Annotated in this window: 15 protein-coding genes; 9 read left to right on the top strand and 6 right to left on the bottom strand. The window is 38.9% G+C overall.

Annotated features, from left to right (window positions below; all coding sequences use genetic code 11):
* The first annotated feature begins 51 nt into the window (after positions 1–51).
* Complete coding sequence (gene atpG / locus ACUTSE_RS05315) at positions 52–915, top strand: ATP synthase F1 subunit gamma (RefSeq protein ID WP_445639493.1); 864 nt, start codon at positions 52–54, stop codon at positions 913–915.
* A gap of 190 nt (positions 916–1,105) precedes the next feature.
* On the opposite strand, the gene ACUTSE_RS05310 is transcribed toward atpG, so the two are convergent.
* Positions 1,106–3,073 carry a DUF5689 domain-containing protein gene (locus ACUTSE_RS05310; protein WP_445639492.1) on the bottom strand — a complete coding sequence of 656 codons (1,968 nt, stop codon included), beginning with the start codon at positions 3,071–3,073 and terminating at the stop codon, positions 1,106–1,108.
* Between the two features lie 12 nt (positions 3,074–3,085).
* Positions 3,086–5,923 (bottom strand): carboxypeptidase-like regulatory domain-containing protein, encoded by a 2,838-nt coding sequence (locus ACUTSE_RS05305; protein ID WP_445639491.1) that lies wholly within the window; start codon positions 5,921–5,923, stop codon positions 3,086–3,088.
* A gap of 124 nt (positions 5,924–6,047) precedes the next feature.
* On the opposite strand from ACUTSE_RS05305, the gene ACUTSE_RS05300 reads away from it, so the two are divergent.
* Complete coding sequence (locus tag ACUTSE_RS05300) at positions 6,048–7,115, top strand: endonuclease/exonuclease/phosphatase family protein (RefSeq protein ID WP_445639490.1); 1,068 nt, start codon at positions 6,048–6,050, stop codon at positions 7,113–7,115.
* 60 nt (positions 7,116–7,175) lie between these two features.
* On the opposite strand, the gene ACUTSE_RS05295 is transcribed toward ACUTSE_RS05300, so the two are convergent.
* Complete coding sequence (locus tag ACUTSE_RS05295; protein ID WP_445639489.1) at positions 7,176–8,651, bottom strand: DUF5689 domain-containing protein; 1,476 nt, start codon at positions 8,649–8,651, stop codon at positions 7,176–7,178.
* Between the two features lie 16 nt (positions 8,652–8,667).
* Positions 8,668–11,487: a carboxypeptidase-like regulatory domain-containing protein gene (locus ACUTSE_RS05290; RefSeq protein WP_445639488.1), complete on the bottom strand. Its 2,820-nt coding sequence runs from the start codon at positions 11,485–11,487 to the stop codon at positions 8,668–8,670.
* Positions 11,488–11,599: 112 nt separating this feature from the next.
* Here ACUTSE_RS05290 and ACUTSE_RS05285 point away from each other — a divergent pair, with 112 nt between their 5' ends.
* Positions 11,600–12,673: an endonuclease/exonuclease/phosphatase family protein gene (locus ACUTSE_RS05285; protein WP_445639487.1), complete on the top strand. Its 1,074-nt coding sequence runs from the start codon at positions 11,600–11,602 to the stop codon at positions 12,671–12,673.
* A 36-nt stretch (positions 12,674–12,709) separates the two neighbouring features.
* On the opposite strand, the gene ACUTSE_RS05280 is transcribed toward ACUTSE_RS05285, so the two are convergent.
* Positions 12,710–13,468: a 5'-methylthioadenosine/adenosylhomocysteine nucleosidase gene (locus ACUTSE_RS05280; protein WP_353102245.1), complete on the bottom strand. Its 759-nt coding sequence runs from the start codon at positions 13,466–13,468 to the stop codon at positions 12,710–12,712.
* 302 nt (positions 13,469–13,770) lie between these two features.
* Here ACUTSE_RS05280 and ricT point away from each other — a divergent pair, with 302 nt between their 5' ends.
* The 5 genes from ricT to ACUTSE_RS05255 all read left to right on the top strand — a co-directional run bounded on the left by ricT (position 13,771) and on the right by ACUTSE_RS05255 (position 19,713).
* Positions 13,771–15,465: a regulatory iron-sulfur-containing complex subunit RicT gene (gene ricT, locus ACUTSE_RS05275; RefSeq protein ID WP_445639486.1), complete on the top strand. Its 1,695-nt coding sequence runs from the start codon at positions 13,771–13,773 to the stop codon at positions 15,463–15,465.
* Entirely contained in the window at positions 15,452–15,946 is a 495-nt protein-coding gene (locus tag ACUTSE_RS05270) for a gliding motility lipoprotein GldH (protein ID WP_002988887.1), read from the top strand. Before ricT ends, ACUTSE_RS05270 begins: the two co-directional genes overlap by 14 nt.
* Positions 15,947–15,961: 15 nt before the next feature.
* Positions 15,962–18,262 (top strand): penicillin-binding protein 1A, encoded by a 2,301-nt coding sequence (locus ACUTSE_RS05265; RefSeq protein WP_445639485.1) that lies wholly within the window; start codon positions 15,962–15,964, stop codon positions 18,260–18,262.
* Positions 18,263–18,329: 67 nt separating this feature from the next.
* Complete coding sequence (locus ACUTSE_RS05260) at positions 18,330–19,031, top strand: CoA transferase subunit A (RefSeq protein ID WP_002988892.1); 702 nt, start codon at positions 18,330–18,332, stop codon at positions 19,029–19,031.
* A 25-nt stretch (positions 19,032–19,056) separates the two neighbouring features.
* Positions 19,057–19,713, top strand: a complete 657-nt coding sequence (locus ACUTSE_RS05255; RefSeq protein ID WP_002988894.1) for a CoA transferase subunit B — start codon at positions 19,057–19,059, stop codon at positions 19,711–19,713.
* Positions 19,714–19,743: 30 nt separating this feature from the next.
* On the opposite strand, the gene ACUTSE_RS05250 is transcribed toward ACUTSE_RS05255, so the two are convergent.
* A complete protein-coding gene (locus ACUTSE_RS05250) occupies positions 19,744–20,538 on the bottom strand; it encodes an NAD(P)H-binding protein (RefSeq protein ID WP_445639484.1) in 795 nt (264 codons plus the stop codon).
* A 94-nt stretch (positions 20,539–20,632) separates the two neighbouring features.
* On the opposite strand from ACUTSE_RS05250, the gene ACUTSE_RS05245 reads away from it, so the two are divergent.
* A complete protein-coding gene (locus ACUTSE_RS05245; protein ID WP_445639483.1) occupies positions 20,633–21,901 on the top strand; it encodes an alkaline phosphatase family protein in 1,269 nt (422 codons plus the stop codon).
* Positions 21,902–21,921 lie beyond the last annotated feature (20 nt).

Below are 21,921 nucleotides of genomic sequence, written 5' to 3'. Positions count from 1 at the left end.
TCTAAGCTTGTCTAAAAGCTTATTCTCTTTCTGAATTATATACGTTTTCAAATGGCAAATCTTAAAGAAATACGCAATAGGATTTCTTCTATTGGATCTACAATGCAGATTACATCTGCGATGAAAATGGTATCTGCAGCAAAATTGAAAAAAGCTACGGATACGATTACAGCTATGCGTCCTTATTCAGAGAAGCTAACTGAGATTATTCAAAATGTTAGTTCTACTTTAGAAGGAGAAAATTCAAGTGTATATTCGCAAGTTAGAGAGGTAAAAAATGTATTGTTCATTACTGTAACTTCAAATAGAGGTTTATGTGGTGGTTTCAATGCTAACATTATTAAACAAATTAATGTATTAGCGAATACAGCGTACCAAGGAGCAAACATTGATTTATTGACAATTGGAAAAAAAGGAAATGATATTCTTAAAAAATCTTTCCACGTTGTTGACAATCAAAGTTCATTATATGATCATTTTGATTTTGAGCATACAGCAGTTATTGCTGAGCATGTAATGGAAGCGTTTGTGAATGAGAAATACGACTCTATTCAAATTGTATATAACCAGTTTAAAAATGCAGCTACTCAAAATGTAGTTACAGAGCAATTTTTGCCATTATTGCCAATCGAAACTGAAGCAACTGCAGCAGCATCTGATTATATTTATGAGCCTTCAAAAGAGGATATCATAGAGACCTTGATTCCTTTGTCGTTAAAAACACAATTGTTCAAAGCAATTGCTGACTCTGTAGCGTCTGAGCACGGAGCTCGTATGACTGCGATGCACAAAGCAACAGATAATGCACAAGAATTGAGAGATGCGTTGAAATTAACGTACAACAAAGCTCGTCAGGCTGCGATTACAAATGAAATTTTAGAGATTGTTGGAGGTGCAGAAGCATTGAAAAACTAATCGAAAAAATAATTATACTTTTTAAAAGGCGCTCTTTGGAGCGCCTTTTTTGTTTGTATAGGGTTTGTGGCTTCATTTCAACTTGTTTGTTGCTTAGATGCGTTAAAAAAGGGTATAGGGGGACGGTTTCTTTTGGGTATGGCAATAAAAAAAGCTCGGACGAGCCGAGCTTTTTAACTGTTGTTTCTATTTATTGAAAATAAATACTGTCGATTAAGAGTTCATAGGTTGAGCCACTTCCTGTTTTCAAAGAGAATACATCGCCGCTACCTGTACTGTTGTAAGCGGTGTCACTCAAATCAAGGGTTAGTTTGACCCATTGTCCACCAGTGTCTATTGTACCATTGTATTGGTTCGCTGTCGCCTTAACTAGATCTAAATTTGTTGAGGCGATAAATCCTGCGTTAAATGGATCATATCCACCCGCAGGTTTATTTACGTTGAATGAAAGCGATTTTTTATCAGAGGTTCCTTTTACCCAAAGAACTAATTTCGTTTTTCCTTCTGGAACTTGTTTTCCATTGATGGTAAATACAAAGTCATTGGCCGTCGTAGTTCCTGAGAGTTTCATTGCCGCTTTGCCATTTCGCCCTTCTCCGGGTGCTTGTGTAGCATACGATTTCAGTCCATGGGTACTCAATTTACTGGTAAATTCATCCCAGTTGTTGAAGTTAGTCAACATATCCGCTTCTGTTGGCTCCGGGTCTACTGGGTCAACAGGACCGCCATCATCTTCAACAGGTGTTCCATCTTCAAATCGGATTTCATCAATGACTAAGTCATAATTGGCTTTGTTTCCATTTTTGAAGCTGATAAACGTTCTCGTTCCTTCCGTATGGTATTGCCCATTGAAAGAGGTTAAATCCAAGGTGATTTTTACCCATTTACCTTGCGTGTCAATTTTACCATTGTATTTATTGGTTGTATTGTCTGGATTATTATCCATCGGTGTTTCATCGGCTACTACTATCTTACTGCGTGTTACATTTTCTAGGTTGTACGCTTTATAGTTGATACCATTAGCTCTGTGAATGTTGATGGATAAAGATCGTTCTGAAGTTCCCTTCATAAGGAAAGAAAGCTTCGTTGCATCTTTCGGCATTTTTACTCCTTGTACGGAGAAAAGATAACCATTTTGTTCTCTACTTCCTTTAATGGCTAAACCTGTTGAGTTTTTCCAACCTTGACCTTCTGCTTTTTGCCCTGTAGGGTCGCTCAATTGATTGTTAAAAATTACACGAAGAAAATCATCCCATTTTTCGAAATCAGCGCCAGGGAAAGCTAAGAATTTACCTGGTTCAACTGGCCCACCGTCGTCTGGTATAAGAGGGTCTTTCGTTAAGTCAAGATCTTCAATGACACGTGGATAAAACTGAACATTTTTATTGAAAATATCATAGATTCCTGTGATGTTACCACTTTTTGCTGGAATTTCATAAGAATGAAAATCATTTGCATAGGTGCTAGTTCTGATATTAAAAGTATTATCCTTATTGTCTACTACCGCTCTTAAGGTTTGCCCTTGCGCATCAACTTCTTTAGCGTCATATAATTTTTTTCCAACTAAGGAAGGGTCGAATTGTACATCTGTTACGGTAACTAATTTTCCTTTGTATTTTCCTTTGTCTTTTAGTAATTCGGCTACCGTTAGTTTGATAGTATAGTCTTCTATTTTGGCTTTTGTACAGTATTTACCAATATAAGCATTTACAGCATTTTTGGAAATATTGCTGATGTATTGACCGTTAATACCTCCTCCTATATTGATGATACTGTCATTGTTTTGGAGATATAATCCACCCAATTTTACATAAATAATTGTTCCTGGAGGATAGGCCGCATAGCTATCTGATTTGTCTAAGTTGACAAGAAGCAACGATTGTGTTTTCTCATCTAGTACATGTAACTTATTGTGGAAATTCCCTCCTTTATTACTAGAAACGACAACTCCTCGAAGAATGTCTTTGGAATCTCCCATATAAGGGCTAATAGCATTTCCTTTTATCGTTGAATAAAGATCGTCGATGGTTTTCGTTATCGTAACTTGAGGCTCCTCACATTTTAGAGAAGGAACCGAAAAGTCATCATTCTTTGCACAGCTCGACACGAATAGCGCCGTAAGTACAGTGAAAAATATGGATTTTAAAATTGTTTTCATAGAGTAAAAGAATTAGAAGTTGTAGTAAACGTTGACTGAGAAGTTACGGCCATACCCATAGAAATACTTGTTGCCAAATAGGTTGTAGGGACCGCTATTGCGTTGTACTTCTTGCTTATAATTGGAGTTTCTTGCTTGTTCAAATCCTCCTGTTTTATATTCTTTATCAAAGACATTATTGATGGAAGCAAAGAATCCAATAATCGATCGATCAGGCATACGCCAAGATTTTCCTCCTGTGATATTCACAAGGGTAAAATCATTTAGTTTTTCTTGCTTTAAGACTCTGCGTAGCGTTTCATCTGATAAATCTTCGAAAGGATGCCCTGCATTGCTATTATCAATAACAAAGTTTTGCGTTCTTCTAATAGCAGATACATCAGTATAAGCATCTGCTAAATAGTTGATGTTTGCTCCGATGAACCAGAATTTAGGATCTCGGTATTCTAATCCAAAGGATAAGGCCGTTTGAGGTCCGTTGGAAAGTTTGTATTTTTTAAGACTTGTTTCTCCATAATCAAATGTTCTAGCGAGATTATCAGAGGATAGGTAAACGTTGGGATTATTGGTGTAGAATGCCTGTCCTAAGGCTGCTGCTGCAGTCGCTTTTACAGTTTGTGTAATCTGATATTCCGCACCGATTTCCAATCCTAATTGTCTTTTGTTGATGCCTGTTATCATTTCGGATACAAACGATCCTCCATTGTTGTATAAGGCGCCTTCTTCATCTACTAATCCTACACCATCTCCATAGTAATAGTTGATTTTGGTTCCATTTTTACTTTCTGATAAATATCCCGTTACTCTAGCTTTTATTTGTGGTGTTCGCAAAATATAACTCCCATCTACGCTAAAAATATCCTCATTATCCAAATTGGGAACAAGGTAATTATTCACTCGGATATTGGCAAAAGTACTTTTAATGGATGGAGCCTGACTGATGTAAGCAATGTTGAAATCAAGCGCATGTTTACCTGTTATATGAAAGGTTGCACCTCCTTTAAACCCAAAATTATTAAAGCTTTTGTTGTCACTTTTTCCATAAGAATCATTCATGTAAACAGGGTTTTTATATAACCCTTCTCTTTGATATGAGGTATACCCTATGTTTTGCGCCAAGTAAAAATCAAAGAAATCATAATCAAAGACCACTTGCGTGAATACGTTAATTACATCAGCCGTAAGCTTGTAGTTGTAACCAAAACGATCACCTTCTTTCACTAGACGATTCGGACGATTGATGTCTTTATCTTGGAGCCCTGGTTTTTGGTACGTATCAATGTCCCTAAAGAAGGTTCCGCCTAATAAATCGGTTAATTTTTGGTAGTTATTGGAGTGTAATTTTCGGTAATTAACACCCGCATCTAAGGTTGTATTTGCATTGAGCTTCGTGCGAAATGTCGAATTAAATGAAAAGATATTTTCTTGTTGTCTATCTTCATATAGGACAACTTGACTTCCTTTATCATTTCCTGTATTAAGCTGATAAATAGAATTCCAATCTACTTGCCCTCCTTGACGGAAAGCTTCTCTATTTTGATCCGCTTGCCCCAAATAAGAAAGAGTCGCCTTTTTAAAGGGATCATTGTCATCTATATCGTCGAATTCCGCTGGGGACATTGCCCAATAACGCGGATCAATCTGCGTTAAATAGTAACTCGGTAAGTTTTTGTAATACGTCGGATCGGGATTTTGATTGTTCTGATAACCAAAACGACTATCCGCAATATGCCCGAATTGGTAAGAAGCAGTGGTAGTTAAGCTGCTTTTCTCATTGATATTCCAATAGTGGGTTAACATGAAAATGGGTTGCTCCACGTCTTTGTAGCGCGAATTTCGTTTATCTCCTCCTTGATATCCCCAATACGAATTGTATTTAAAGCCTTTGATATCGGCTTGTTCTTGGGTAATAGGAGCATTTTTTCCTCTTTTATTTTTCGCATAAATAGCAGAAAAATTTAAGCTATGGTTGTCGTTGAATTTCTTTTCTACTGCGGCAAATAAAGAAGCTGCATGGTAATTACTTCCTTCCCAATAGCCTTCTTTAGCGCCTCGATAAGAACCAGAGAAAACATAAGCCCATCCATTTTTATTCATCCCAGAAGAATGCGTGAAGGTTGGTCGCCAGTTATAATTCGTATTCGTTCCGATGAAAGTAGCTCGTGATCCTTTTCGAATATGAGAAGCCCGGGTAGAGATTGCTTGTGTTCCTAAAATACTACCAAACGTATAATCGGAAGGAGTGGAACCAGAAGAAAATTCCTGATTGCGCATCACGTCGTTTAATCCTCCCCAGTTGCTGAATTGTGGACGACCATCTAACATTCTGTTCATCTCAATTCCGTTGATTAACGTCTTGCCGTATTCATTGTCAAGTCCCCGTACTCGAAAGAAAGCCTGTCCCCAGTTGAATGCTGCAACCTGTTGGAATGGGTCTTTCGTTGCTTGTAATAATCCCGAAGACGTATCCGAACCAGAGTTGTCATCGCTAAGATCATTTTCAGTCAGGGTGATAAAGCCTATTTGGGCTTGCGTCACCAAATCTTCTTCAATGAAAATGTCGCCTAAATCAAGGGACTGACCCGCTTGAGCGTCTATGGGAAACTGTTTGCTAATAAATCCCGGATAGGATATCACAACAATTTGGTTGCCCATCTGATTGTTTTCAAGAACAAAGATTCCTTCACCATTGGTTAGAGTAGAAATGTTTGAGCCAACTACTCGTGCCACTACAGCATTGATAGGGGTTTGAGATTTGGCATCGAGTACTTTTCCTCTAATCTCGTGATTGCTTTGTGCATACGTAAATGTCGATACTACACCAAGCAAAACAAATAAAAGTTTCCTCATAAGTACGATTATGTATTAAAGTGCTAATCTAAAAAGTGCGATACTTTTTATACTAGTAAAGTTAAGTTTTTAAGGTAAAAACTGCTACTTTTGTAGGAAGTATTTTTGTAAATTACGTTAACTTATGAAGATTATGGTAAAAAAACTGATTTTATTGATATTTCTAGTAGGACTGGGTATAAACCTTCATGCACAAGAAAAAAAGTTTCAAATTCACACCATCGCATTTTATAATGTGGAGAATTTGTTTGATACCATTCGCGATCCTAAAATTTACGATGAAGAGTGGACTCCTGATGGGGCTCAGGCATGGACCAAGAAGAAATACGAAAAGAAAATTGATAATCTGACGCGCGTCATGTCCCAGATTGGCACGGATGAAAATCCAAAAATGCCAACTATTATTGGCGTTGCTGAAGTTGAAAATAGAGGCGTATTAGAAGATTTAATTCACGCACCAGCTATGCAAGCGGGCACGTATGATATTGTACACTATGATTCGCCAGATAAACGCGGTATTGATGTTGGGTTTTTATATAATACCACGCACTTTGTGCCGACGCATACCTCTAAACATACGCTGTATATTTATGATCAACTGAAAGGAAAAAAAGAGGATCCTGCGTCTCAAAAGCGTATTTATACGCGTGATCAATTGTTAGTAACGGGATTATTGGATGGAGAAGAAGTACATTTTATCGTTAATCACTGGCCTTCAAGAGTAGGAGGTGAAAAAGCAAGTAGCCCCAATCGCGAGGCTGCTGCAGCGCTCAATATGAAAATTATCGATTCTTTGCAGACCATCAATCCCCAAGCTAAAATTATTACAATGGGTGATATGAATGACGGCCCTTACAATAAGAGTATAAAAAAAGTGTTGAAAGCAGAGGGTGAGCGCAAAAATGTTCAACCTCAAGGATTGTTTAATCCAATGGAAAAAATGGCTAAGGATGGTTTAGGAACTTTAGCCTACCGCGATGCTTGGGATATCTTTGATCAAATGCTACTAACAGAAGCCTATTTACAAGATGGCTACGAGTCTTGGAAATATTGGAAAGCTAGAATATTTAAAAAACCATTTATGGTACAAGAAACAGGCCAATACAAAGGATATCCTTTGAGAAATAGTCACAGTGAACCTGGATTTAGTGATCACTTTCCTGTTTATATTTATTTAATTAAGGAACAATAATAAAGAAAGAGCGGCTCCTGAGCCGCTCTTGTTTTTTACTCATAGGTAGGATAGGTTGCTTTATTCTGAAAGTGGCTCTTCTTCAAAGCGAATTTCGTCCAGGATTAGGTTGTAATCACTGGGTATTGTCGCTGTTTTACCTCCAAAGCGAAACGTGAGAAAATCTCCTTCTCCCGTTGTGTTGTACCTAACGTCTTGTAACGGTAAGATGATTTTAATCCATTCACCCTGTGTGTCAATAATGCCTTTGTACTTATTGACATTGCCCTGTTGGTTGGTAAATGAGGTAGGTTGTACTATTTTACTGGTTGTGAGATGTTCCAAATTAAATGCAACATAAGCACCATCCGCTTGATAGAGATAAATAGACAAGGATTTCGCATTGGCTGTTCCTTTGAGTAAGAAAGATATAGCTGTTGCATTTGAGGGCACCTGAACCTGAGTTATGGTAAAGGCATTTTCTGTTTTTGTAGGGGAACCTCGAAAGGCTAATCCCGTTGAGTTGTTCCACCCTTCCTCTATAGCTTGCGTAGCGAATTTTAACCCAGGGCGCTTGAGTACTCCAAGAAACTGTTCCCAATTTTCGAAGTCTGCACCAGGAAAGACCAAAGATTGTCCTGGTTCAACGACGATGTGTACGGGTTCTTCTACATCTTCCTCCTCTTCTGTATCTTCCGAATCTGTCGTTCCCGCTTCAAAAGGGGATTGATCAAAGTTGAAATCCTCCAATACCCGAGGATAAAATTGAATTTGCTTACTGAATACATCTGCAATTCCAATAATAGTACCACTTTGTGCAGGAATAACGTAATCCGCAAAGTCCTTAGTCAATTTTCCTGTGCGAATATAAAGGCTATTCCCTTTTTGATCTACAATTTTGCGCAACGTATAGCCTTGTGCATCAACTTCTTTAGGGTCGTATAGTGTTTTACCAACCAATTTGCGATCAAATTGTACATTTTCGAGTAAAACCAATCGACCCGTATAGGTTTCTATCTCTTGCTTTAAGGTAGCTAAGGAGAGTTTCGTGGTATAAGCATCGAGATTTAAAGGCTCGCAGTACTTTTGAATGGTTGTGTTGATGGCATTTTTAGCAAGGCTACCAATGTATTTTTTACCCGCAGAAGAAGTGTAGATTCCACCGCCAATATTGAGTTTGCCAAAAGCATAGCTGTAATAGAGTCCACTTAAGGCGATGGCGATTTTTGTACCAGGAGGAAAGGCGGTAAAAGAAGCTCCCATTTCTAAATTGAGGACTGCGGGTACTTGTGTAATTTCATCAACAAGGTGTAATTTGTTGTAGAAATTTCCGCCTTGATCGCTGGAAATGACAACCCCAGTCAAGACGTCTTTAGTCTGACTAGGATACTGCTGAATGGTAGCGTCTGCTTGTACTTGCAACTGCTCAAGAGTTGTATTAGGCTCAAAGGTTGGAGTAACACAATCAAGAGTAGGGAGTGAAAAGTTGTCGTTTTTAGTACAGCCAAGCAACAGTAAGGCTGTGAAGCTGAGTGTGATTATTTTTTTTTGTAGCATTTGCATGGGTTGAAGATTAGAAGTTATAGTAAACTTGAATAAAAAAGCTACGTCCATAGCCAGACCAATATTTGGTGCCAAACATTGGATGATCTCCTTTGGAACCGGCGAGCTCTTCTGCGTACGTAGCATTTCTCGCTTGTTCGTATCCTCCTGTTCGGTAGGTCGTGTTCAAGAGATTTTGGACAGAAGCGAAGAAACCGAGGATGGTGCGATTCAACAGTCGCCATGATTTACCTCCAGTTAAAGCAACCAAAGAAAAGGCGGGAAGTTTCTCTTGCTGCAGTATTCGATGTAATTCTTCGTAGGTTAGATCATCAAAGGCCTGTCCCACTTTTTCAGGATCCATAATAAAATTTTGCGTCCGTTTTAAAGATGCAACCTGCACAAAGGCATCTGCGAGATAATTAAGCGAAGTACTGATAAACCAAAAGGAAGGTGCTCGATACTCTATACCCAAAGAGAAGGCTGTTTGTGGTCCATTGGCTAGGCGATAGTTCGTCAGTTTGGCTTTTCCATAATCCAAAGGCTCGGCATGTTGATGCGTTTGTAGTTGCAATTTCGGATCTTGCGTATAAAAAAATTGCCCTATGCCCGCCGCCGTTGTCATGCGCAACACTGGGGTGAATTGATAGGCTGCTCCAAATTCAAAACCAATATGGCGCTTGTTTACGTCAGTGAGAATTTCAGAAAGCAAAACCCCTTTTGTATCGCCAAGGCCTAAACCTTCTGTATAATACGTTGTTAGTTGTGTACCGTGACTGATGTTCGCGATATACCCCGTAAGTTTCGCCTGAAATTGGGCAGTTCTCAGGTTGTAACTAGCATCAACTCCCAACACAGTTTCTGGTTTTAAATTCGAAATGATGTTGTTGCTCTTTTGAATAATCGGAAAGGTATTGTGTACCGTTGGGGGCTGATTGTACCAAGCACCGTTGACACTGAAAATGTGCTTTCCAGAGAGATAGTAGGTAAAACCCCCTTTGAGTCCCAAATTATGAAACAGAACAACCTCACTTTTTCCAAAGGAAGTGGTGGCAAAAAGGGGGTTCTTATATAGCCCCTCCCTTTGATAAGCAGTATAGTGTAGCTGTTCAGCAAAGTAAAAGCTCAAGCGTTTGTAATTGAACGTAAATAAGGTAAAGGCCTCTGCTTCCTCTCCCAAAATACGGTAGTTGTAGCCATACGTATCGCCAAGGCGAATCTGCCGATTGGGATGGTGCATATCACTATCGCGAAACCCGATGTCTTGAAAGGAATCAATATCCATGTAGGAAGTTCCTCCCAATAAATCGACCGCCTTTTTAAAGTTAGAAGTGTTTAGTTTTCGATAGGAAATGCCTGAATCCAGGGTAAGATGATCCGTCAATAGGGTGTGAAAATGGGTTGTAGCAGCCAGCGTTCGATCTTCTTGTCTATCTTCAAAGAGGATGATTTTACTTTGTCCATTGAACTGTAGATTTTTTTGGTAGATACTTGTCCAATCTAGTTGTCCCTCGCGGATAAAGGCTGTTTGTGCACTCTGCGCTTGCTGTAAAGCTGCTAATGTTTCTTGTTTAAAAGGATCATCATCCGATAATGCCTCAAATTCATCGGGAGAGAGTTGCCAATAAGCACTATCAATTTGAGCGAGATAGTAACTCGGTAAATTTTTATAGTACGTTGGATCAGGATTGAGGTTGTCTTGATAGTCCAATCGACTGTTGGCACTGTATCCCCATTGATACCCGAGCGTCGTTGTTAGTGTACTATGCTCATTGATATCCCAATAATGAGTAAGCATCACCAAGGGCTCTGCAAGGTCTTTATACCGAGCATTGCGCTTTTCTCCTTGTTGCCATCCCCAATAAGCATTGTAGTTTAGGCCTTTCAAGTCCGTTTGTTCTTGTGTATTGGAAGAGTTTTTAGCGCGTTTATTTTTGGCATATAGGCCAGAGAGATTCAAACTATGTTCGGCGTTGAACTTTTTTTCTACAGCCACAAAAAAAGAAGTAGCATCGTAATTACTCCCAGGCCAATACCCCTCTTTGGCTCCGCGATAAGAACCAGAAACTGCATACGCCCAGTTATTTTTACGCAAACCTGAGGCATAAGTCCCAAAGGTGCGCCAACGATAGCTGGTGTTGGATCCTGAGAAGCCGATGCGCTTTCCTTTGCGCAACATAGAGGCTCGAGTCGTAATCTGCTGCGTACCTAGAATACCGCCAAAAGCAACAGGAGAAGGCGACACACCAATAGTAAAAATTTGATTGCGTGTAGCGTCATTCAATCCTCCCCAATTGTTCCATTGCGGACGACCTGTTTGTAATTTATTCATGACTAAACCGTTCAACAGTGTTTTGCCATACGCATTGTCTAATCCGCGCATGCGATAAAAACCCGGACTCCAAGCATAGGCTACAGCTTGCTGAAAGGGATCTTTAGTCGCTTGAAGCAAACTCGCAGATCCCTCTGTGGTTGAGTCATCGTCGTCTAGGTCATTGTCCGCTAAGTGGATTAAGCCAAATTGCTCTACGGTAACGGAATCTTCTTCTAACACAACGATACCTATATCAAGAAGCTGCTGGGGTAGAAGAGATAGAGTAAACCGCTTTGTACTATAAGAGGGATATGAAACCTCGAGAATGTAAGTGTCTTCGGCAGCAATAGATAGTACAAAGTCACCTAAGGCATCCGTTAAGGTGTACTGATCAGTGACGCTAACCTGCACCAAGGCTTCTTGTAAAGGCCGGTGAAACCGTGCGTCAACTACTTTTCCCTTGAGTTCTACTCGATGTTGTGCGTGAGCCAAATTCGAGTAATGGGCTAGAAATAAAAGAAGTAATAGTTCTCTCATAAGTTAATTCGATTAAAAAATAGGGTTGAAATTGATTTATTTCCTATAAAGTTAATTTTTTATTGAATTATTCTTTATTTTTAATTAATAATAATGAATAAATGTTATGAATATGAATGAAATTAGGTATATATGTTTGAAAATGATAATTTTTATTGCGTTTTTGTCGATGAAAGTGGGAGTGGCCCAAGAAAAGCAATATCATATCCGAACCATTGCTTTTTACAATTGTGAAAATCTGTTCGATACCCTGCGTGATCCAAAGATTTACGATGAAGATTGGACGCCAAATGGAGCAAGAGCTTGGACGAAGGAGAAATACGAAAAGAAGATTAATAACTTAGCGCGTGTCTTATCGCAAGTAGGTCGAGAGGACAATCCTAGCATGCCAGCCACTATCATCGGTGTTGCGGAAGTAGAAAATAGGGCAGTGCTGGAAGATTTGGTTCGAGCACCAGCCTTACAGGCAATAAATTATGGGATTGTGCATTATGATTCTCCAGATAAACGAGGTATTGATGTCGGTTTGTTATATGATCAGCAGCACTTCGCTGTGCTTCATACGTCAAAACACCCGTTGTATATCTACGCTCAATTTCCAAAGAAGCGGAAAGAACAGAAGGAAAAGCGAATTTTCACACGTGATCAATTGTTAGTTTCGGGTTTATTGGATGGAGAAGAAATACATGTGATTGTCAACCATTGGCCTTCAAGGGTAGGAGGAGAGCAATTGAGTCGCCCCAATAGAGAAGCGGCGGCGGCATTGAATAGGAAGATTATCGATTCCCTTCAACGCATTAACCCACAAGCGAAAATTATTACCATGGGAGATATGAATGATGGTCCCTTTAATTCGAGTATGAAAAAGGTGCTTCAAACGGAAGGAGTAAAGGAGAAAGTTCCCGTTCAAGGATTATTTAATCCAATGGATAAAATGGCGAAGCAAGGATACGGCACTTTAGCCTATAGAGATGCTTGGGATATTTTCGACCACCTCGTGATTACTCAATCTTTTTTGCAAGCGAAGCAAGAGAGTTGGACGTATTGGAAAGCGCGTATTTTTCAGAAACCGTTTATGGTGCAAGCAACAGGACAATACAAAGGATATCCGCTGAGAAATAGCAATAGTGAACCGGGTTTTAGTGATCATTTTCCGGTGTATATCTACTTGCTGCGTAAACGATGAGTAAAAAAAGAGGTAGCCTGAAGCTACCTCGTTATTTTATTGAAACAGTTGTTTGATAATTTCCTGTCCGTATACTTGTGATACTTGTTTTACAAAAGATTCAAAGCTAAAACTAGCTTCTTGATTGGCCTTGTCGGAAATGGTTCGAATCACAGTGCAAGGGATGCCATACTCATAGCAAATTTGCGCAACTGCTGCTCCTTCCATTTCTACACATAGTACCTCTGGAAGGGCCTGTTGCAAATTCTCTTTTTGCTGATTTGTAGAGAAAAATTGATCACCACTAGCAATCGTTCCAAAGTAAACTTGGGGTTGTTTGATTGCAAATTTATCTAATTCTTGAGCTGCAATCTTTGTAGAAAGGATGTCAGGGGATAGAAAATGTTCAATATGTTGGATTACCTGATTGGAACGCATTTCATTGGTTTCAAAATACGTCTTGTTGAGCAAGGGAATCTCGTATTTTGGACGCAAAGGCGATACATCCATATCGTATTGAATCAAATCTCGCGCAACGATAACATCTCCCACTTCAATATGGGGAGCAATACCACCAGCAACGCCGATAAAAATAATTTCATTCACATTAAAACGCAACAGTAAAGCTGAAGCTGTTGCAGAAGCAGCAACTTTGCCGATGCGCGAATAAACGACTACCACTTTTTGCTTGCCCAATACGCCTTGGTAATAGGTGCGATTGCCAAGGGTAACAGCTGTTTTATCTTGTAAAATAGCGATAATACCATCGACTTCTTGAGGGATGGCTCCCATTATTCCTATAATCTGTTCCTCCATGTTGAATTGTATAGTTGGACACCAAAAGTAGAAATAAATGTTTAATATGCATGGGGTATGCACCGATTGATAGTTGAACGATTGTAATCCAATGCACAGCACAATTGGTTTTAACTGCTTTTTTTGGCTAATAAAATAACGATCTGCGACTTATTTCTTTTTTTTATAAGGAAACAGAGAATTGTTTGTCCTAAAAAAATCTTCAATCAACCTATAAAAAAATAGTATCTTTACAACGAAAAGTGAGAAAATAATTCCTTCTTAATTTAGAAGGATTAATATATAAATACATAAATATATAAATGGCTTGTACAAATTGTTCAACGAAGACAGATAGTAATGGCGTACCCAGAGGGTGTCAGAGTAAAGGAACATGCGGAACAGACAGCTGTAATAAATTAGCAGTTTTTGATTGGTTGTCAAATATGGTTTATCCAAATTCAGACAGCATCTTTGATATAGTTGAGGTTCGATTTAAGAACGGAAGAAAAGATTTTTATCGTTATCCAAGTGGAATGACAGTAGCAATGGGAGATATCGTTGCAACTGAAAGTTCTCCAGGACACGATGTAGGGATTGTTTCTTTAGTAGGTGAACTGGTTAAGGTTCAAATGAAAAAAAAGAAAGCAGATCCAGACGGAGAAATCCTAAAAATCTATCGTAAAGCAACACAAAAAGATATTGATATTTGGCAGGAAGTTCGCGAAAAAGAAGAACCTGTGCGAATGCGAGCAAGAGAGATCGCCATCAATTTAAACCTAGAAATGAAAATATCAGATGTTGAGTTTCAGGGGGATGGATCAAAAGCTACGTTTTATTACACGGCGAGTGAGCGTGTTGATTTTAGACAGTTAATTAAAGAATTTGCTAGAGAATTTAGCATTCGAATCGAAATGAAACAGGTTGGTTTCCGACAAGAGGCAGCACGCTTAGGTGGGGTTGGATCTTGTGGAAGAGAATTGTGTTGTTCAACTTGGTTGACGGATTTCCGAAGTGTAAATACGGCTGCAGCACGTTACCAACAATTGTCACTGAATCCGCAAAAATTAGCAGGACAATGTGGAAAATTAAAATGTTGTTTAAATTTTGAATTGGATACGTATTTAGAGGCATTGAAAGATATGCCCGATTCAGATACGAAGCTAATGACAGTGAAGGGAATTGCTTTTTGCCAGAAAATAGATATTTTCAAAGGGCAAATGTGGTTTGCTTATGCGAATAACTCTGCCAATTGGTATGTTTTGTCTACCGAGCACGTAAAAGAAATCTTGGAATTAAATGCACAGAATGAAAAAGGAAATGAACTTGGAAGTTATAGCGAGGATATTCCTTCGGATAAAGATCACTTCCAAAATGCAATAGAGCAAGATAGTGTAACGCGTTTTGATCAACCAAAACGAAAAAGAAAAAATACAAAGGCAAAAGGTAAATCTGGAGAGCGCGAGGGCAATGCACCTAGAGGGGCAGAAGCAAGAGGAAGCGAGGATAAAGAAACACCGAATGCAAGAGAGGATAGAAAACGCAGACCGAAGAATAGACCAGCCAAAAATGCGGATGGTAACGATAGACCAGTAAGCAAGGACGGAGAACGCAAAACGGAAGGTAGACCGGAACGTAAAACAGAAGGTAGACCAGAGCGCAAAGCGGAAGATCGCAAGGAAAGAGTAGAAGGTAGACCAGAACGTAAAACAGAAGGTAGACCAGAGCGTAAAGCGGAAGATCGCAAGGAAAGAGTAGAAGGTAGACCAGAACGTAAAACGGAAGGTCGATCAGAGCGTAAACCGGCAGATCGAAATGAAAAATCGGAAGGTAGACCTGAGGGTAGATCGGATAAAAAAGGAGGTAATAGAGAGCCTAAACCAGCGAATGAACAAGGAGCTGAGGAAAACAAAGGCAAGAATCAAAAACCGAGATCCAATAAACCGAAACAGAGAAAACCTCGACCAACGAACCCAAATACAAACCCAACAAATAAACAAGACGGTGAAAATAAATAGTCTTTATTTAGCTTTGAGTCTTTTGTTATGCTTGTTTATCAGCTGTAAACACGATAGCAAAGTCGTTTTTGATGAGTACCAACCCACTAAAGGGGTCTGGGAGAAAAATGATGTGAAGACCTTTGTTTGGGATGTACAAGATACGTTGACGGCTCATGATTTGTTTATGAACGTCAGAGTAAACAATGATTATCCTTACAGTAATATGTTTGTGATTTTCAAAATTTACAAACCTAGTACGGCTATTGTGATTGATACGATTCAATTTCAAATGGCTGACCCTAATGGGGCCCTGTTGGGTAATGGATTTTCAGACGTAAAGGAGAGTACATTGTGGTTGAAAGAACACTACATCTTCAATGAAACTGGAAAATACAAAATGACAGTAGAACAGGCTGTTAGAGCACTAGGGGATGTAGAAGGTGTCCCTGCCTTACCAGGGATAAGTGAAGTTGGATTGAGAATCGAAAAAGCAGAATAAGTTTTTTAAAGTTGTATGAAAAACAAAAAACAAACGAATAAAAATGCCACTAATTTCAAAAAGTATGTATCTGCTTTTTGGATTGCCTTTTTTGGACTAGGGGTGGCTATTGTATTATTTTTCCTTTGTGCTTCTTGGGGAGTTTTTGGAGCGATGCCTACGTTTGATGAGTTGGAAAATCCATCAAGTAATGTGGCAACCGAAATTATCTCTTCGGACGGGAAGACGATTGGGAAATTCTATCTAGAAAATCGCGTTCCTGTGAACTATGATGATTTACCTCCTCATTTGGTGCAAGCGTTAATTGCAACAGAGGATGAACGTTTTTATGGTCACTCTGGAATTGATGCTAGAGGAACTTTACGCGCTGTGACTTCTGTAGGGAGTAGCGGTGGGGCAAGTACGATTACACAACAGCTAGCGAAATTGTTATTTCACGGGGAAGGATCTCGTAACCTAGCAAAGCGTATTGCACAAAAAGCAAAAGAATGGGTTATTGCGATTAAATTAGAGCGCCAATATACCAAAGAAGAAATCTTGACGATGTATTTAAACAAAGCAGATTTCGTGAATAATGCGGTTGGAATTCGTTCAGCAGCGAAAGTATATTTAGGTAAAGAGCCGAAAGATTTAACCATTGATGAAGCCGCTATGTTAGTAGGGATGCTTCAGAACCCGGCTTATTTTAATCCTGTGCGCCGACCTGAATTAGTACAGAAAAGACGTAATGTTGTTTTGCATCAAATGGCAAAAAATGAATTCATTACGAAAGAAGAAAGTCTTCGTATGCAAGAACTTCCTTTGTCTTTGCACTTTACACCAGAAAGCCACAGAGAGGGAATTGCTACCTATTTTAGAGAGTATTTACGCGATTATATGCGCCGTTGGGTGAAAGAAAACCCGAAAAAAGACGGAACAACATATGATATCTATAGAGATGGTCTAAAAATTTATGTTTCTATCGATTCGCGCATGCAAAAATATGCGGAAGAAGCGGTACAAGAACACATCAGTAATTTACAAGAGGAGTTCTTCATTCAGCAAAAGAATAATAAAAACGCACCGTTTTTTAATATTAACGATAAAGAAACAGAGGCGATTATCAATCGTGCGATGAAAACATCAGAACGTTGGCGTCAAATGAAAGAACAAGGTAAATCGGAAGAGGAAATCTTGAATTCTTTCAAAGTGAAAACGGAGATGCGTATTTTCTCTTGGAAAGGGGAAATCGATACGGTGATGACACCAAGAGATTCGATTATTTATTACAAACACTTCTTGCAAACAGGATTGATGTCTATGGAACCTCAAACGGGTCATATTAAGGCTTGGGTTGGAGGTATCAACTATAAACATTTCCAGTATGATCACGTTGGGCAAGGAGCAAGACAAGTAGGATCGGTATTTAAGCCGTTTGTGTATGCTACAGCTATTGAGCAATTGCATTATTCTCCTTGTGATTCTATTATCGATTCACCTTTTACAATGCCTAAAGGTAGATATGGAATTAGCCAAGATTGGTCTCCTCAGAACTCGAATAGAAGTTACAAGGGAATCATGACGTTAAAGCAAGCGTTAGCAGGATCTGTGAATACTGTTACAGCGAAGTTGATGGATAAAGTAGGACCAAAAGCGGTAGTAAACATGACTAGAGATTTGGGTGTATCAGCAGATATCCCACAAAGTCCGGCTATTGCGCTTGGTGCAGTTGATATTACAGTAAGTGATATGGTGGCGGCTTACAGTACGTTTGCCAACCAAGGAATTTACGTGAAACCTGTTTTCGTAACGCGAATTGAGGATAAAAATGGCGTAATCCTATTTAATGCTGTTCCAGAAACAAAAGATGTATTGAGCAAAGATGTGGCTTACACGGTAGTGAAATTACTGGAAGGGGTTACAGAAAGTGGTTCTGGGGTGCGTTTGAGAACGACTTGGCAAGGCCCAGGATATAAACGAGTAACTGGTCACCCTTATAAATTTACGAATCCAATCGCAGGTAAAACCGGAACAACACAGAATAACAGTGATGGTTGGTTTATTGGAATGGTGCCGAATTTAGCAACGGGTGTTTGGGTTGGTAATGACGATCGTGCTGCTCACTTTAAAACCATGCTATATGGACAAGGAGCAACGATGGCACTACCTGTTTGGGGCTTGTTTATGAATAAATGTTACGCAGATAAAACACTACATGTTTCTAAATCTGCTTTCGAAGTTCCTGAAGGATTATCCATCCGCGTAGATTGTACAAAAATCGTACAAGAAGCCGAGACGGAAGACGAAGGACTAGACACAAATGAATTTGACTTCTAATATTGAAAACGCCTTTTTTTAAAGGCGTTTTTTTTATACTTTAGAGCAGTTAATTAAACCAAAGATTATGATAAACAAAAAAGTAGCCAATGTTCAGGAAGCATTAGCTGATGTTCAAGATAATATGACGATAATGCTTGGTGGTTTTGGATTGTGTGGAATACCTGAAAACTCAATCGCAGAGCTTGTTCGCAAGAATACTAAAGGCTTAACGTGTATTTCTAATAATGCAGGTGTAGATGATTTTGGTCTAGGTTTGTTGTTGCAAAAACACCAAATTGATAAGATGATTTCATCCTATGTTGGTGAAAATGCAGAGTTTGAACGTCAAATGCTGTCAGGAGAACTTAATGTTGAGTTGACTCCACAAGGAACTTTAGCAGAAAAATGTAGAGCTGCTAAGATGGGAATTCCCGCTTTTTTCACACCAGCTGGTTATGGAACGGAAGTAGCAGAAGGAAAAGAAGTACGTGTTTTCAATGGAAAACCTCATATTTTAGAAGAAGCTTTCGATGCAGATTTTGCTATTGTAAAAGCATGGAAAGGGGATGAAGCAGGGAACTTAATCTTTAAGGGAACAGCAAGAAACTTTAATGAATGTATGGCAGGTGCTGGAAAAATTACAGTTGCTGAGGTAGAAGAATTAGTGCCAATTGGATCACTAGATCCAAACGAAATTCATGTGCCTGGTATTTTTGTAAAACGTATTTTTCAAGGTGAAAAATATGAAAAGAGAATCGAACAACGCACTGTACGTCAAAGAAAGTAACCCACCAACCGTTTAAAGAGAAATTATGTTAGATAAAGTAGGTATTGCAAAGCGAATTGCAAAAGAATTACAAGATGGATATTTTGTAAACCTAGGTATTGGTATCCCAACACTTGTGGCTAATTATGTACCAGAAGGAATGAATGTTGATTTTCAAAGTGAAAACGGCGTTTTAGGGATGGGACCATTTCCTTATGAAGGAGAAGAAGATGCGGACTTAATTAACGCAGGAAAACAAACGATAACTACCTTAGCAGGGGCGTCTTTCTTTGATTCGTCAACGAGCTTCGGAATGATCAGAGGAAAACACGTAGACTTGACTATTTTAGGAGCGATGGAAGTTTCTGAAAAGGGAGATATTGCCAACTGGAAAATTCCAGGTAAAATGGTAAAAGGAATGGGAGGAGCAATGGATTTAGTTGCATCTGCTGAGAATATCATCGTGGCGATGATGCACGTGAATAAAGCAGGTGAATCAAAAATCTTAAAAGAATGTTCTTTGCCATTAACCGGAGTAGGATGTGTAAAAAAGATCGTTACGGAGTTAGCCGTAATGGAAGTTACACCAAATGGAATGAAGCTTTTAGAAAGAGCACCAGGTGTTTCTGTTGAAGATATTGTCAAAGCAACAGAAGTAACGCTAATTATTGAAGGAGATATTCCAGAAATGAATATAGATTAAATAGAAAAGGAGGTTTTAAACCTCCTTTTTTTATAGCGTTTGATACGGTATACCCGTTTGTTGAACAATTTTATCACCTGTAATTTTGCGATAAGTTTTCCAATCGTTTTCTCCTAGTGGAGGTAAGGTTAAATCCAATTCCTCCGCTTCTTGGGTGTAATAATCTAAGCGATTCTTGTAATGTGGGGATACTAAATTGTATATTGCATTGTTGGTTAGTCCTTGGGCAAGTAGAGCCGCTGTAAAGGCTACAATATCGCGAATGTGAATCATGTTCACGGGTAAATCGGGGTTGTCTAGAACGCCACGGTTTACAATATAGCGCACCGGTTTACGATCTGGACCAAACAATCCTCCTAGGCGCAAAATGCAACTTGTAATTTCACTGGTATTCAGCAATAGCTCTTCAGCTGCTAAAATCTGCCTGCTTGTAGGATCATTGCTGTAGTCTACACTTTCTTCTGTTACCTCTTGTTCTTGAGGGCTATATACTGAAACAGAACTCATCATCATGACTTGTTGTACGCCTTGTTGTTTGAGATAAGGAATTAATCGCTCAAAACTACGGGCATACAAGTCACTTTCTTCTCCTCGAATGGGAGGAATAGTAATGACTAATACGTCTACATCTTTTAAAAATAGTTGGATTTGTTCTTCGTCTGGCTCCTGTAAATTCACAAGATAAGGATCTATGTTTGCCGCCTGTAATTCAGGTATTTTAGCCTCACTTGTTGTCGATCCTTTGATGGTGTATTGTTTATCTTGAAGGTATTGGTTTAAGTGTAAACCCAACCAACCACAACCTAGTATTCCTATCGTTTTCATCTGGCGTATCTTTTAATTAAATGCTAAAAGTAAACAATTCCTTTGGGGGAGTGAATTTATCTGGTGATATTTGAAATTATAAATTTCAGTAGACATGAAAAAATTAGCATTATCCCTGATGACTTTATTTCTCGTAGGGGGAAGTTTGTCCTTACAAGCACAAGAAATAGAGAAGCAACTGGTTATAGAAGAAAGAAAAAACGATGCAAAGAAGGAAGAAAGCCCTTATGTTATATTAGTTTCCTTGGATGGTTTTCGCTATGATTATATAGAAAAACACAACGCAAAGTTTTTAGCTGAATTTGCAAGTTTGGGAACAAAGGCAGAATCGCTAATCCCTTCATATCCGTCTGTTACTTTTCCAAACCATTATTCTATTGTAACGGGGATGTATCCAGGACATCACGGTTTAGTTGGAAATACTATGTATGATAGAAATACAGAAGAGCGCTATTCATTGGGTAACGCAAAGGCTGTTACGGATGCGAAATGGTATGGCGGAACTCCGCTATGGGTACTAGCTGAACAACAAGGTATGTTGAGTGCTTGTTACTATTGGCCAGGATCTGAAGCGCCGATTCAGAAGGTATTGCCTACCTATTATTATAAATATTCAGAAAAATCAGATATTGATAGCCGTTTAATGCAGGTAAAAAACTGGTTGACTTTACCCGCTGAAAAACGACCACATTTCATTACATTTTACATGCCTGAAGTAGATCATGCAGGGCATCAGTTTGGTCCAGACGCAGAGGAAACTACAAAAGCGGTTCAGTACGTAGATGAAGCCATGGAAAAGTTGTATACCTTAGTTAAAAATTCAGGATTGCCAATTAATTTAGTGATTGTTTCAGATCATGGAATGTTAGAATTGGATCAAAAAACGCTATTAAAATTGCCTTTCGAAGTTGATGAAAAAGAAATGGCAGTGGCTTCTAACGGAACGTATGTCAGCTTATTTATCAAGGATCCGAAGAAGATTAAAACGTGGTATGATAAGATAAAAAAATCCATTGATCCAAAACTAATGGAGGTGCATCTAAAAGACAATTTACCTCAAGAGTATCACTTCAGATCAAAAGATGATCGTTATAATCGAGTAGGGGATATCGTATTGACTGCCCATGCTCCGTATTACTTTACGAATAGACCTTTGGCAGGAAGTCATGGTTTTGATCCAGCAAAAGTGAAAGAAATGCACGCATTATTTATGGCTGTTGGCCCGAATATCAAAGAGAAGAATACAGTAAAATCGTTTGAGAATGTACACATCTATCCGATGATTGCACAAATCTTAGGATTAACTATAGATGAGAAACAAATAGATGGAACTAGAGCTGTTGCTAAAGAGGTTTTGAAATAAAAACTCCTTTGTTTCACGGA

The organism is Myroides sp. TSA_177.3 (assembly GCF_052691955.1).
This window is presented reverse-complemented; position numbering and strand designations above follow the sequence as displayed.